Annotated in this window: 10 protein-coding genes; 6 read left to right on the top strand and 4 right to left on the bottom strand. The window is 65.9% G+C overall.

Annotated elements, in window-relative coordinates; all coding sequences use genetic code 11:
- Nucleotides 1–5: 5 nt before the first annotated feature.
- The 4 genes from HMPREF3151_RS00460 to HMPREF3151_RS00475 form a co-directional block, all read right to left on the bottom strand.
- Complete coding sequence (locus HMPREF3151_RS00460; RefSeq protein ID WP_083290087.1) at nt 6–1,289, bottom strand: Na/Pi symporter; 1,284 nt, start codon at nt 1,287–1,289, stop codon at nt 6–8.
- A 112-nt stretch (nt 1,290–1,401) separates the two neighbouring features.
- A complete protein-coding gene (locus HMPREF3151_RS00465) occupies nt 1,402–3,354 on the bottom strand; it encodes an ABC transporter ATP-binding protein (protein ID WP_070472041.1) in 1,953 nt (650 codons plus the stop codon).
- Nucleotides 3,351–5,057: an ABC transporter ATP-binding protein gene (locus tag HMPREF3151_RS00470; protein ID WP_070472043.1), complete on the bottom strand. Its 1,707-nt coding sequence runs from the start codon at nt 5,055–5,057 to the stop codon at nt 3,351–3,353. The genes HMPREF3151_RS00465 and HMPREF3151_RS00470 overlap by 4 nt, the downstream gene beginning before the upstream one ends.
- Before the next feature lie 188 nt (nt 5,058–5,245).
- Complete coding sequence (locus HMPREF3151_RS00475) at nt 5,246–6,613, bottom strand: FAD-dependent oxidoreductase (RefSeq protein ID WP_070472045.1); 1,368 nt, start codon at nt 6,611–6,613, stop codon at nt 5,246–5,248.
- A gap of 238 nt (nt 6,614–6,851) precedes the next feature.
- Here HMPREF3151_RS00475 and HMPREF3151_RS00480 point away from each other — a divergent pair, with 238 nt between their 5' ends.
- From HMPREF3151_RS00480 to HMPREF3151_RS00505, 6 genes are read left to right on the top strand one after another with little or no spacing between them, the layout of a single operon-like run.
- Nucleotides 6,852–8,516, top strand: coding sequence for a nitrite/sulfite reductase (locus HMPREF3151_RS00480; protein WP_070472047.1), 1,665 nt, complete (start codon nt 6,852–6,854; stop codon nt 8,514–8,516).
- Complete coding sequence (locus HMPREF3151_RS00485) at nt 8,513–8,773, top strand: hypothetical protein (RefSeq protein ID WP_070472049.1); 261 nt, start codon at nt 8,513–8,515, stop codon at nt 8,771–8,773. Before HMPREF3151_RS00480 ends, HMPREF3151_RS00485 begins: the two co-directional genes overlap by 4 nt.
- The gene (locus HMPREF3151_RS00490) at nt 8,770–9,549 is read left to right on the top strand and encodes a phosphoadenylyl-sulfate reductase (RefSeq protein ID WP_070472051.1); all 780 of its coding nucleotides are present in this window, start codon (nt 8,770–8,772) and stop codon (nt 9,547–9,549) included. Before HMPREF3151_RS00485 ends, HMPREF3151_RS00490 begins: the two co-directional genes overlap by 4 nt.
- Nucleotides 9,550–9,566: 17 nt before the next feature.
- A complete protein-coding gene (gene cysD, locus HMPREF3151_RS00495; RefSeq protein WP_070472052.1) occupies nt 9,567–10,481 on the top strand; it encodes a sulfate adenylyltransferase subunit CysD in 915 nt (304 codons plus the stop codon).
- Nucleotides 10,481–11,764 carry a sulfate adenylyltransferase subunit 1 gene (locus tag HMPREF3151_RS00500; RefSeq protein ID WP_070472054.1) on the top strand — a complete coding sequence of 428 codons (1,284 nt, stop codon included), beginning with the start codon at nt 10,481–10,483 and terminating at the stop codon, nt 11,762–11,764. Before cysD ends, HMPREF3151_RS00500 begins: the two co-directional genes overlap by 1 nt.
- 10 nt (nt 11,765–11,774) lie before the next feature.
- Nucleotides 11,775–12,413, top strand: a complete 639-nt coding sequence (locus HMPREF3151_RS00505; RefSeq protein ID WP_070472056.1) for a sirohydrochlorin chelatase — start codon at nt 11,775–11,777, stop codon at nt 12,411–12,413.
- Nucleotides 12,414–12,422: the final 9 nt, after the last annotated feature.

A 12,422-nucleotide genomic window follows, 5' to 3' on the forward strand; every position in this document is an offset into this window, starting at 1 on the left:
GCTCCTTAGGAGAGTGCGTTGGAGATGAACACGGCCAGGATCGGGATGATGAAGAACACGCCGCCGATCCACGCGAAGACGTAGAGCTTGTTCTTCGTCGCCAGGGCTGCGAGCCAGTCGGAGCCTGCCGGCGGGAGCTTGCGCAGGAACGGCACACCCAGGATCAGGATCGCGGCGAAGGTGTTGAAAAGCGTGTGCACCAGGGCACCGGCCATCGCGGCTTCGGCTTCGGCGCCGGAGGCGGAGAACGCGGCGATCAGGCCGGTGACGGTGGTGCCGATGTTGGCGCCGACCACGAACGGGAACAGGGTGCGCACCTTGAACTTGCCGGAGGCGGCCAGCGGCACCGTCAGCGCGGTGGTGGTGGAGGAGGACTGCACCAGGGTGGTGATGGCGGCACCGGAGAGCACGCCCATGAACGCGTTCTTGCCCAGCGCTGCGTAGAGGATGTTCTGGGCCTTGCCCACCAGAAGCGCGTTGAGGATGTTGCCGATGAACTGGATGGAAAACAGGATCAGCGCAATGCCCAGCACGGCCAGGACTACGCCGCCCCAGACGTCGCCGAGCGGCTCGACCAGGCTGCCTGCCAGACCGACCAGCGGCTCGGTGATGGCGTCGATGAAGTCGCCGATGGACTCGAAGATGCCGGCCAGCACGCCCTCTCCGGAGCCGGACAGCGACGGCGCAATCGCGGTCGCAGTCTTGCCCAAAAAGCCGGTGAACATTTCCAGCGGGAAGAAGATCAGGATGGCGATGAGGTTGAAGAAGTCGTGCACGGTGGCCATCGAGAAACCCTGCTGGAACTGCTTCTTGTTGCCGGCCAAGCCAAGGGCGACCAGTGTGGAGGTCACGGAGGTGCCCATGTTGGCGCCGAAGAGCATCGGGATCGCGATGTTCAGCGGCAGGCCGCCGGCGATCATGCCAACCACGATCGAGGTGGTGGTGGAGGAGGACTGGATGATCGCGGTGGCGACGATGCCGATGGCCAGGCCCACGAACGGGTTCTCGGCGAAGGAGAACAGTTCCTCGGCGCGGTCGCCGGCGATGCCTTTGAAGCCGTCGCCGATCATGCCCACGCCGTTGAGCAGGACCCAGACGCCGATGATCACGGCGATCCAGTTGGCAATCTGCTTGGCCTTGCCGTCGAGGGGGAGGAAGCCGAGCGGGTCCTTGCGCTCGTTGTCGTCGTCCACATCGAGGTCGTCGAGGTTCGTGTTCTCGTCTTCTGCGGTGCGGCCGGTGTTGTCGGCCACGGCGACGGAAGATCCGCCGGTTTCTTCGCGTTTCATCGTTTCCCAATCAGGTAGCTGACACAGGTGTGCCCGACACCGTATGGACACCGCGTTAATGGAACGGTGTCCACGAGGTGAACATTTGGGAAACGTGTGAATTTACTGTCAGCTAGTCGCTGAACTGGGATTGGTGCAGGCGCCAGTACGCACCTTGCTTTGCGACGAGCTCCGCATGCGAACCTTGCTCCTCAATTCTGCCGTCTTCCATCACCACAATCACGTCCGCGTCCCGGATGGTGGACAGGCGGTGCGCGATGACAAAAGAGGTGCGGTTGGACCGCAGCGCGTTCATCGCGTCTTGGACCAGCACCTCGGTGCGGGTGTCCACAGACGAGGTCGCCTCGTCCAGGATCAACAGCGACGGCTGCGACAGGAACGCGCGCGCTATGGTGATTAGCTGGCGCTCGCCCGCGGATACGGATCCGCCGTCCTGGTCGACTTCCGTGTCGTAGCCGTCCGGCAGCGAGCGCACGAAGCGGTCCACGTAGGTGGCCTTCGCCGCCTCAATGACCTCCTCGTCGGTGGCGTCCAGGCGGCCGTAGCGGATGTTGTCCATGATCGTGCCCTTGAACAGCACTGCGTCTTGCAGCACCATGCCGATCTGGCTGCGCAGGTCCTCGCGGGAAAGATCCCGGATGTCCGTGCCGTCGAGGGTGATCGCGCCGGATTCGACGTCGTAGAAGCGCATGATCAGGTTCACCAGCGTGGTCTTGCCGGCGCCGGTGGGGCCGACGATCGCGGCGGTCTGGCCCGGCTCCACCCGCAGGTTCAGGTCCTGAATCAAAGGCTCGTCGGTGTAGGAGAAGGACACATCGCGGAACTCCACCAGGCCTTCGGCACGGCCGTCCATGCGGGCTTGGGGCTGGTATTCGGGTTCCTCTTCAGCGTCGAGAAGCTCGAAGACGCGCTCCGCGGACGCCACGCCGGACTGCAGCATCTGCATCATGCCGGCGATCTCGCCCAGCGGCTGGTTGAACTGGCGGGAGTACTGGATAAACGCGGTGGCGTCGCCGAGCGTGAGCCTGCCCGAGGCTACCTTCACCCCGCCGAGGACCGCGATGGCCACGTAGGACAGGTAGGAGATGAACTGCATGATCGGGTGCATCGAGTTGGCCAAGAACTGCGCCTTCTGCGCCGCACCCGCAAGCTCCTCGTTGCGCTCGTCGAAGGTGCGGCGCAACGCCTCGGTGCGGCCGAAGATGACCGCGACGTCGTGGCCGGAGAAGGATTCCTCCACGTGCCCGTTGACGTCGCCGGTAGCCTTCCACTGGGTGATGAACTGCTTTTGGCTGCGCGTGCCCACCAGGCCCATGACCAGGCCGGTCAGCGGCAGGGCCAGCAGGGCGACCAGTGCCAGCTGCCAGGAAATGGCGAACATCATCACCAGGATGCCCACGATGGTGATCACCGCGTTGAACAGCGAGGACAGGGACTGCTGCAGCGCTTGCTGCACGTTGTCCACGTCGTTGGTGGTGCGGCTCATCACGTCGCCGCGCTGCCGGGTGTCGAAGTAGCTCAGCGGCAGACGGTTCAGCTTCGCTTCGACCCGCTCGCGCAGGTCGAACACCGCCCGGATGGACAGCTTGTTCAAGATGGCGCCCTGGGCCCACATGAGCAGCGCCGACACCACGTACAGCGCAAGCACTGCGACGATCAGTTCGCGCAGGCGGTCGAAGTCGATGCCGGACCCGGGGTGCAAGTCCATCGCCGAGGCCATGTCCGCGAACCGGTCCTGACCGGCGGCGCGCATGCCCTCGATCGCCTGCTCCTTGCTCATCCCGGCGGGCATGTGCCTGGACATCACGCCGGAGAAGATCACGTCCATGGCCCGGCCCATCACGCGCGGGGCGTACACGGCTAGCACCACGGAGACGGCGTTCATGACAAACACCGCCGTGAGCGCCATCTTGTATGGCGCGAGCAACCCCAGCAGGCGCTTCGCGGACGGCCAAAACTGTTTGGCCTTGCGCGGTGCCTTGTTGGAGAAGTCGTCGCCGGCCATCTTCTCTTCGTATTCGGCGAGCTGGTCGTCTGTCAGCTCGGCTCCGTGCTGGTTGCTCATGCGTCGACCTCTGCCTGGCTGCGTTCAATTTCCCGGTAGGTGTTGCTGGTTTCCAGCAGCTCGTCGTGCGTGCCGCGCGCGACGATGCGCCCGGCCTCCATCACCAGAATCTGGTCCGCGTGCCGGATCGAGGATACCTTCTGCGCCACCACGATTACGGTGCGGTTCTTCACCACATCGCGCATCGCGGCGTTGAGGTTCGCCTCGGTGGTCGCGTCGAGTGCGCTGAACGAGTCGTCGAAGATGTACACCTTCGGGTCCGCCACCAGCATGCGCGCGATGCACAGGCGCTGGCGCTGCCCGCCGGAGACGTTGGTGCCTCCCTGGGCGATCGGCATATCCAGGTCGTCAACGAAGCTGGCCTGCGCGACTCGCAGCGCCGCCCACAGCTCATCGTCGGTCGCGTCGGGGTTGCCCATCCGCAGGTTCGTCGCCACGGTGCCCGAGAACAGCCACGGTTTCTGCGGGACCATGCCGGCAGCCGTGACCAGGCTCGCGCGGTCGAGGTCGGTGACCGGATGGCCGTCGATAAGCACGCGCCCCGACGTGGGGGAGTACAGCCTTGGCAGCAGCCCCACCAGCGTGGTCTTGCCGGCGCCCGTTGAGCCAATGATCGCGGTCGTGGTTCCCGGGCGCGCTTCAAACGAGATCTCTTCCAGCACCGGCTGCTCCGCACCGGGGTACGTGTAGGAGACATTTTCGAAGCGCACGACACCTTCGCCTATCGACGCCCCTCCGGTCGCCCCCGCACCCGCCTCATACCCGAGCACCTCGTCCACGCGGTCCGCACAGACGATCGCGCGCGGCAGCATCATGAGCATGAACACACCCATCATCACCGCCATGAGAATCTGCATCAGGTACTGCATGAACGCGGTGAGCGAACCGACCTCCACCAGGCCCTCGTCCACTCGGTGGCCGCCGAACCACAGCACCGCGGCGGTGGCGAGGTTCATGATGAGCATGATCACCGGGAACATGGTCACGAACACGCGGCCGATGTTCAGGCTGAGCTTGCTCAAGTCCGTGTTTGCGCCGTGGAAACGGTCCGCCTCGTAGCCCTCGCGGCCGAACGCGCGGACCACGCGGATGCCGGCGATCTGCTCACGCAGTAAGCCGTTGATCGCGTCCAGCTTCGCCTGCATCTGCTTGAACAGCGGCATCAGGATGGCGGCGATGATGCCCACGACGATGGTGAGGACCAGCACCGCTGTGACCACCAGCCACGACATGCCCGCGTCCTGGCGCAGCGCCATGATGATGCCGCCGATGGCCATAATCGGTGCTGCGACCATGAAGTTGAGGAACAGCAGGAACGTCATCTGCACCTGCTGGACGTCGTTCGTCCCGCGCGTGATCAGGGTGGCGGTGCCGAAGTGGCCCATGTCCTCGCTGTCGAAGCTGGAGACCCGGTCGTAGACCGCCTTGCGGATGTCGCGGCCCGTGTTCATGGCCACCTGCGAGGCGAACCAGAACGCGCATACAGCCGCCGCAAGCTGCACAAGCGCGACGACGAGCATGATCCCGCCGACGCGCCAGATATACGGCACGTCGGCGTTGGCGACGCCGTTGTTGATGATATCCGCGTTCAAGTCCGGTAGATACAGCGTGGCCAGGGTGGTGATCAGCTGCAGCACGACAACTAACGCGATCTTGCCGCTGTACCGCTTGCCAAAGTGCGCGGTGAGGCGGATGAGATCCATGAGTGCCCCTCTCTTTTATCGGGGCAATCTTAGACCTGTGGGGCCTCAGCTGCGATACCGCTGCTGCCTAAACGCCGATATCGGCGTTTACAGGGCGCGCCGCTGCAAAAGCCCAGGTCGCGGATAGGCGGTCAGGCTAGATGCCGATATCGGCGTTTACGGGCAGGCCGCGCAGCGGACGCCAGCGCCTAGCCCTGGAAGCGGGAGTGGCCGAGCATGTCCTCCCACTCCACGATCTTCTTGCGCTCGCGCGGGAAGTTGGCGTCGGCGGCCCCGAGCGCGCGCTCGGCCTCGTCGAGCTTGTACCAGCCTTCCCAGGTGGCGTAGTCCACGCCGCGCTCGCGGAGCAGGTCGAAGATGTCGTCGGCGCCGGTGTGGGTTGGCGCGGCGAGTTTGCCGGCGTCCGCGTCGGCGATGAGCATGTCGGTGGTTTCCTTGGCGTCGGACTTGGTGTTGCCGATCAGGCCCACGGGTCCGCGCTTGATCCAGCCGGTGACGTAGAGCTTGTCCTCCGGCGCGGCGCCTTCCTCGGCGGTGACCAGGACGCGGCCGCCGTCGTTGGGGATGACGTGGCGCTCGAGGTCGAACGGCACGCCCTCGACCGGCTCGGAGCGGTAGCCCACGGCGTGGTAGACCTGCTGGACCGGCCAGTCGGTGAACTTGCCGGTGCCGCGGATGCCGCCGTTGCCGTCGAGTTCCTGGCGCTCGGTGCGGATGCCCACAATCGCGTCACCTTCGGTAAGCACCTCCACCGGCTCCTCGAAGAAGTGGATGTGGATCTTGTGCGGCGCGTCGTCCGGCTCGCGCATGGCGTACTGCTCCAGCACCTGGCAGTTCAGGTCGATGGACTTGTCGGAGCGGCGGACCTGCTCGGACAGTTCGTCGTAGTCGATGTCCTCGGGGTCCACGAGCACCTGGATGGTGTCGGACTCGTCGAGCTCGCGCAGCTCCTTCGGAGTGAACTTCGCCTGGGCGGGGCCGCGGCGGCCGAACATGTGCACGGTTTCGGCCTTGTTGTTCTTCAGGGACTCGTAGACGTTGTCCGGGATTTCGGTGACGGTGAGCTCGTCGCCGGTCTTGGCCAGGATGCGGGAGACGTCGAGCGCCACGTTGCCCACGCCGACGACGGCGACTTCCTTGGCTTCGAGGTTCCAGTTGCGCTCGAAGCGGGGGTTGCCGTCGTAGAAGCCGACGAACTCGCCGGCGCCGATGGACTTGTCGCCGCCCGGGATGAGTAGCTCGCGGTCGCGCACCGCGCCGGTGGAGATGACCACGGCGTCGTAGTAGTCGCGCAGGTCGTCGATGGTGATGTCGCGGCCGACGGTGACGTTGGCGATCAGGCGCAGTTTGTCCTTGTCCAGCACGTTGTGCAGGGACTTCACAATGCCTTTGATTCGCGGGTGGTCGGGTGCCACGCCGTAACGGATCAGGCCGAAGGGGGCGGGCATCTGCTCGAAGAGGTCGACGTGGATGTCGTGCTCTTCGTTGCGGATTAGCAGGTCGGAGGCGTAAATGCCGGCTGGGCCGGCTCCAACTACGGCGACGCGCAGGCTCATAAGTTCATAGTCCTTTCGCAAAAGGGTCTGTTGATGTTGGACACTATAGCGTATAGACCGAGTGGTCTTAAACCTATCCGTAATTTCATTCTCGGCACTGGCAAACTCTTTACATTCACTGTGTTAACCGGCACTTTCATCGGTCTGGTTGTCTTAGACCGAGTAGTCCGGCACTATTGGCCAGCAACAGCTCCGGTCCACCCGGATGCGTACAGAGTTGTCTAGTTAGGGAGAGCAGATGAGCGCACCCACGAAGCCCAGGACACGCGCCAAAAAACCGGAGGGGCAGTGGCTTATCGACGGCTCCGCGCCGCTGAACCACGACGAGGAGATCAAGCAGGAGTCCCCGGTCCTGGACGTCAAGCAGCGCGTGATCGACGTCTACTCCAAGGGCGGCTTCGACTCCATCGACCGCGAGGACCTCTACCCGCGCTTCAAGTGGCTCGGCCTGTACACCCAGCGCAAGCAGAACCTGGGCGGCGAGTTCACCGGCGAGGACAACAGCGTGCTGGAAGACAAGTACTTCATGATGCGCATCCGCTTCGACGGCGGTATCTGCTCGACCGCGCAGGCCCGCGCCGTCGGCGAGCTCTCCCGCGACTACGCGCGTTCCACCGTGGATCTCACGGACCGCCAGAACATCCAGTTCCACTGGGTGCGCATCGAGGACGTCCCCGCGATCTGGGACAAGCTGGAAGACAACGGACTGAACACCTGGGACGCCTGCGGCGACGTGCCGCGCGTGATCTTAGGCTCCCCGGTCGCTGGCATTGCCAAGGACGAGATCATCGACGCCACACCGGCGATCCGCAAGATCCAGCAGATCGTCACCGACGACGAGTTCCAGAACCTGCCGCGCAAGTTCAAGACCGCCATCTCCGGCAACGCCCGCCAGGACGTCGTCCACGAGATCAACGACCTCGCCTTCATCGGCGTCGAGCACCCCGAGCTCGGCCCCGGCTTCGAGTGCTACGTCGGCGGCGGCCTGTCCACCAACCCGATGCTCGCGCAGTCCCTCGGCGCCTTCGTCACCCTCGAGCAGGTGCCGGACGTGTGGGCGAACGTGGTGCGCATTTTCCGCGACTACGGCTACCGCCGCCTGCGCAACCGCGCGCGCCTGAAGTTCCTGGTCAAGGAGTGGGGTGTGGAGAAGTTCCGCCAGATCCTCGAGGAGGACTACCTGGGCTATGCGCTTGCGGACGGACCAAAGGCCCCCAACAACCTGGTCGACCGCGACCACATCGGCGTGCACGAGCAGAAGGACGGCAACGTCTACATCGGTGTCAAGCCCACGCTGGGCCACATGTCCGGCGAGCAGCTCATCGCCTTGGCCGACCTCGCAGAACGCTACGGCGTGACCGACCTGCGCTTCACCCCGTTCAAGGAGGTGCTGCTGCTCGGGGTGCACCCGGAGGACGTCGAGAAGCTGCAGGCTGATTTGGAGGAGATGGGCCTGTACTCCACACCCTCCGAGTTCCGCCGCGGCCTGCTTAGCTGCACCGGCTTGGAGTACTGCAAGCTCGCGCACGTGACCACCAAGTCCCGCGCGATCGAGCTGGCGGATGAGCTGGAGGAGCGCTTCGGTGACCTGGATTCCCCGATCACCATTTCGCTCAACGGCTGCCCGAACGCGTGCGCGCGCCACCAGGTCTCCGACATCGGCCTGAAGGGCCAGATGGTGGCCAACGATGCCGGCGAGAAGGTCGAGGGCTTCCAGGTGCACCTCGGCGGCACCATCGGCGAGGGCGCGAACTTCGGCCGCAAGGTGCGCGGTCACAAGGTGCTGTCCACTGAGCTGACGGATTACGTCACGCGCGTGGTGCAGCATTACGTGGACAAGCGCGAGGACGGCGAGACATTCCGTCAATGGGTCGCCCGCGCGGATGAGGACGACCTGCGATGAGCTTTCGCCGGGCCCCGAATCCGAACCGCAATTTCCCCTCGTTTTGCCCTTATTGTGGCGGGGAGGACCTCTGGCCGAACGAGGAGACGGACTTTGCCTGGAAGTGCGGGGAATGCCTGCGCATCTTCGAGGTGAAGTACCACGGCCAGGACGATCCGGACACCCCGCACGCGCCCGCGCCGTCGACGGAGGAGGCGCTGCAGGCCTCCCTGGCACGGCACGGGCACACCGCAGTAGTGAAGGAAGAGAAGCGATGACCAACCTGCTCAACCAGCCGGGAGGAAACTTCCGCGACCCCGAGATCAGCCCGGAGGGGCCGAAGGAGACGGCGGCGTTGCCGGAGGACGTCGCGAGGCAAAACGCCCAGTTAGTCGAGGAGTGGGCACCCAAGCTTTACGACGCATCCGCCGCCGACATCCTCGGCTGGGCCCACGAGCATGCGCCCGGCAAGCTGGTGGTGACACTGTCCATGGAAAACACCGTGCTGGCAGAGCTGGCCGAGCGCCACCTGCCGGAGGCGGACTTCCTCTTCTTGGACACTGAGTACCACTTCCCGGAGACCCTCGAGGTGGGCGACGCGGTAGAGGCCCGCTACCCCTCGCACACGCTCGTGCGCGCGAAGGCGCAGCTTTCCCGCCCGGAGCAGGACAAGGTCTACGGACCGAACCTGTACCTGCGCAACCCCGGCGCGTGCTGCCGCATGCGCAAGGTGGAGCCGCTGGCGGTGCACATGAGCCCGTACGCCGGCTGGATCACCGGCCTGCGCCGCGCCGACGGCCCCACCCGCGCCGAAGCACCCGCGCTGAGCCTGGATGGAACCGGCCGGCTGAAGATCTCCCCGCTGGTGACCTGGTCGCTGGAGGACACCGAGGACTTCGAGGAGGACAACGACTTGATCATCCACCCGCTGACCCGCCAGGGCTACCCCTCCATCGGCTGCGCCACCTGCACCATGCCGGTGGCCGAGGGGGAGGACCCGCGCGCCGGGCGCTGGGCGTTCGCATCCAAGACCGAGTGCGGCCTGCACGAATAAAAGGAGTGTTAGAGAAGATGACGCAAGCAACGACAACTGAGCTGTCGCCGCACCTGAAGGACTTGGAAAACGAGTCCATCCACATCATCCGCGAGGTGGCCGGGCAATTCGACAAGATCGGCCTGCTGTTTTCCGGCGGCAAGGACTCGTGCGTGGTGCTCGAGCTGGCGCGCCGGGCCTTCGCACCGGCGGCGATGCCGATTGAGCTGCTGCACGTGGACACCGGGCACAACTTCCCGGAGGTGATCCAGTTCCGCGACGAGCTCGTGGAAAAGCATGGCCTGCGCCTGCGCGTGGCCGAGGTGCAGGACTGGATTGACCGCGGCGACCTGCAGGAACGCCCCGACGGCACCCGAAACCCGCTGCAGACCGTGCCGCTGGTGGAGACCATCGCGGAGGTCGGCTACAACGCAGTGCTTGGCGGCGCGCGCCGCGACGAGGAGCGCGCCCGCGCCAAGGAGCGCGTGTTTTCCGTGCGCGACTCCTTCGGCGGCTGGGACCCGCGCCGCCAGCGCCCCGAGCTGTGGGACCTGTACAACGGCGCGACGCTGCCGGGCGAGAACGTGCGCGTGTTCCCCATCTCCAACTGGACCGAGGCGGACGTGTGGGAGTACATCGGCGCGCGCGGGATCGCTCTGCCGTCGATCTACTTCGCGCACGACCGCGAGGTGTTCGGCCGCGACGGCATGTGGCTGACCCCGGGCGAGTGGGGCGGCCCGCGCGAGGGTGAGCAGCTTGAGACCCGCCGCGTGCGTTACCGCACTGTGGGCGACATGTCCTGCACGGGCGCGGTTGATTCGGACGCGTCCACGATCGACGAGGTGCTCGTCGAGATCGCCAACTCCACCCTGACCGAGCGCGGCGCGACGCGCGCCGACGACCGCCTGAGCGAATCCGCCATGGAAGACCGCAAGAAGGAAGGCTACTTCTGATGACTACTCCCACCTCCGCCGCGGCCGCTTTGGCAGACCGCGAAACGCTGCGCCTGTGCACCGCCGGCTCCGTCGACGACGGCAAGTCCACCTTCGTCGGCCGCCTCCTGCACGACACCAAGTCCGTCCTCGCCGACCAGCTTGCCTCCGTGGAGCGCACCTCCGCCGACCGCGGCTTCGAAGGGCTCGACCTTTCCTTGCTTGTCGACGGGCTTCGCGCCGAACGCGAGCAGGGCATCACCATCGACGTGGCATACCGTTACTTCGCCACCGACAAGCGCACCTTCATCCTCGCCGACACTCCGGGCCACGTGCAGTACACGCGCAACACCGTGACCGGCATGTCCACCTCCCAGGTGGTCGTGCTGCTGGTGGACGCCCGCAACGGCGTGGTGGAGCAGACCATCCGCCACCTCACCGTGGCCAAGCTGCTGGGCGTGCGCACCGTGATCCTGGCGGTGAACAAGATCGACCTGGTCGGCTACTCGGAAGAGACCTTCAACGAGATCAAGGCCGACTTCGACGCCAAGGCCGCCGAGCTGGGCATCGAGGACCCGCACATGGTGCCGATCTCCGCTCTTCGTGGAGATAACGTCGCGGAGCGTAGCGACGCGACCCCGTGGTACACCGGTCCGACAGTGCTGGAGCTGCTGGAGACCATCCCGGTCCACCACGGCCGCGCCGACGACCTGGACTTCCGCTTCAACATCCAGTACGTGCTGCGCGAGCACGCCAGCGACTACCGCGCCTACGCCGGCCGCGTCAATGCCGGTGCCGTTGCCGTCGGCGACGAGATCCTCGCCCCCTACGGCCGGAAAACCACCGTGGCCGGCATCGACACCTCCGACGGCCCGGTGGACACCGCCCACGCCGGGGACTCGGTCGCCCTGCGCTTGGCGGACGAGATCGACCTGACCCGCGGCGACCTGCTGGCCTCGGGCACCCGGCCGGAAGAGACACGGGAGTTCGCCGCCACCGTCGTGGGGCTGACCGAGAAGGAGCTGCGTGCAGGCCAGGCCGTCAAGCTGCGCATCGGCACTGCGTTTGTGCGCGCCCGCGTGGCCAGCGTGGACCGCGTCCTGGACATTGACGGCGCCGCGGGCGACAACACCTCGCCCGAGGCCGTCGCGCTCAACGAAATCGCGCACGTGACCATCCAGACCGCCGACGAGCTGCCGGTCGAGCCCTACGCCGCCCGCGGCGCGGTGGGCAACTTCCTGCTCGTGGACCAGTCTTCCGGCAACACGCTGGCCGCGGGCCTCGTCGGAAAGCGCCTGCGCTAGGAGCACCACCATGACCGCGCTGATCACCCTCTCCCACGGCTCGCGCCACCCGCGCGCCAAAGAGGGCATCCGCGCGCTCACGCAGGCAGCGGCGGAAAAACTGGGCGTGGAGTGGGCCGATGCTCACCTCGACTTCGACCGCCCCACCCTCGCCGAGGCGGCCGCCGCGCTGTCTTCACCGCGCGCCATCGTCGTTCCGCTGCTGTTCACCCGCGCGTTCCACGCGAAGGTGGACGTGCCGGCGCACCTGGCCGAGGCGCGCCGCCACTGCGACCTCACCCTCGCCGAGCCACTGGGCACCGGCGCCGACATCGCCGAGGCGCTACACAAGCGATTGCTTATCGACGCACCTTCGGCCCCCCACGCCACCCTTTTCCCCGTCGGCACATCGGACCCCGAGCAGGCGGCAAACTACACCCGCCTGGCGGATGACCTGGCACGTTTGGCCGGGATTGAGGTGTCGGTGGTGCAGGCGACGAGGGGCGACCGGGGGTTCGTCGATAAGCACACGCATGTGCTGCCGCTGTTTGTCACCCACGGAACACTTCTGGACCGGATCCCGGAGCACCTGTCGGCCTCCGGGCCGTTAACCACAGACCTCGCGGACGTTGTTGCCAACCGGTACCGCGCCGCCGAAAAGGACGCCTGAAATGTACAA

Origin of the sequence: Corynebacterium sp. HMSC05H05 (assembly GCF_001807265.1) — a bacterium.
In the GTDB taxonomy this organism is placed as follows: Bacteria; Actinomycetota; Actinomycetes; order Mycobacteriales; family Mycobacteriaceae; genus Corynebacterium.

Excerpts from the sequence above, each read along its gene's own strand:
- HMPREF3151_RS00460 (WP_083290087.1), bottom strand. The coding sequence starts at position 1,289 with ATGAAACGCGAAGAAACCGGCGGATCTTCCGTCGCCGTGGCCGACAAC.
- HMPREF3151_RS00465 (WP_070472041.1), bottom strand. The coding sequence starts at position 3,354 with ATGAGCAACCAGCACGGAGCCGAGCTGACAGACGACCAGCTCGCCGAA.
- HMPREF3151_RS00470 (WP_070472043.1), bottom strand. The coding sequence starts at position 5,057 with ATGGATCTCATCCGCCTCACCGCGCACTTTGGCAAGCGGTACAGCGGC.
- HMPREF3151_RS00475 (WP_070472045.1), bottom strand. The coding sequence starts at position 6,613 with ATGAGCCTGCGCGTCGCCGTAGTTGGAGCCGGCCCAGCCGGCATTTAC.
- HMPREF3151_RS00480 (WP_070472047.1), top strand. The coding sequence starts at position 6,852 with ATGAGCGCACCCACGAAGCCCAGGACACGCGCCAAAAAACCGGAGGGG.
- HMPREF3151_RS00485 (WP_070472049.1), top strand. The coding sequence starts at position 8,513 with ATGAGCTTTCGCCGGGCCCCGAATCCGAACCGCAATTTCCCCTCGTTT.
- HMPREF3151_RS00490 (WP_070472051.1), top strand. The coding sequence starts at position 8,770 with ATGACCAACCTGCTCAACCAGCCGGGAGGAAACTTCCGCGACCCCGAG.
- cysD (WP_070472052.1), top strand. The coding sequence starts at position 9,567 with ATGACGCAAGCAACGACAACTGAGCTGTCGCCGCACCTGAAGGACTTG.
- HMPREF3151_RS00500 (WP_070472054.1), top strand. The coding sequence starts at position 10,481 with ATGACTACTCCCACCTCCGCCGCGGCCGCTTTGGCAGACCGCGAAACG.
- HMPREF3151_RS00505 (WP_070472056.1), top strand. The coding sequence starts at position 11,775 with ATGACCGCGCTGATCACCCTCTCCCACGGCTCGCGCCACCCGCGCGCC.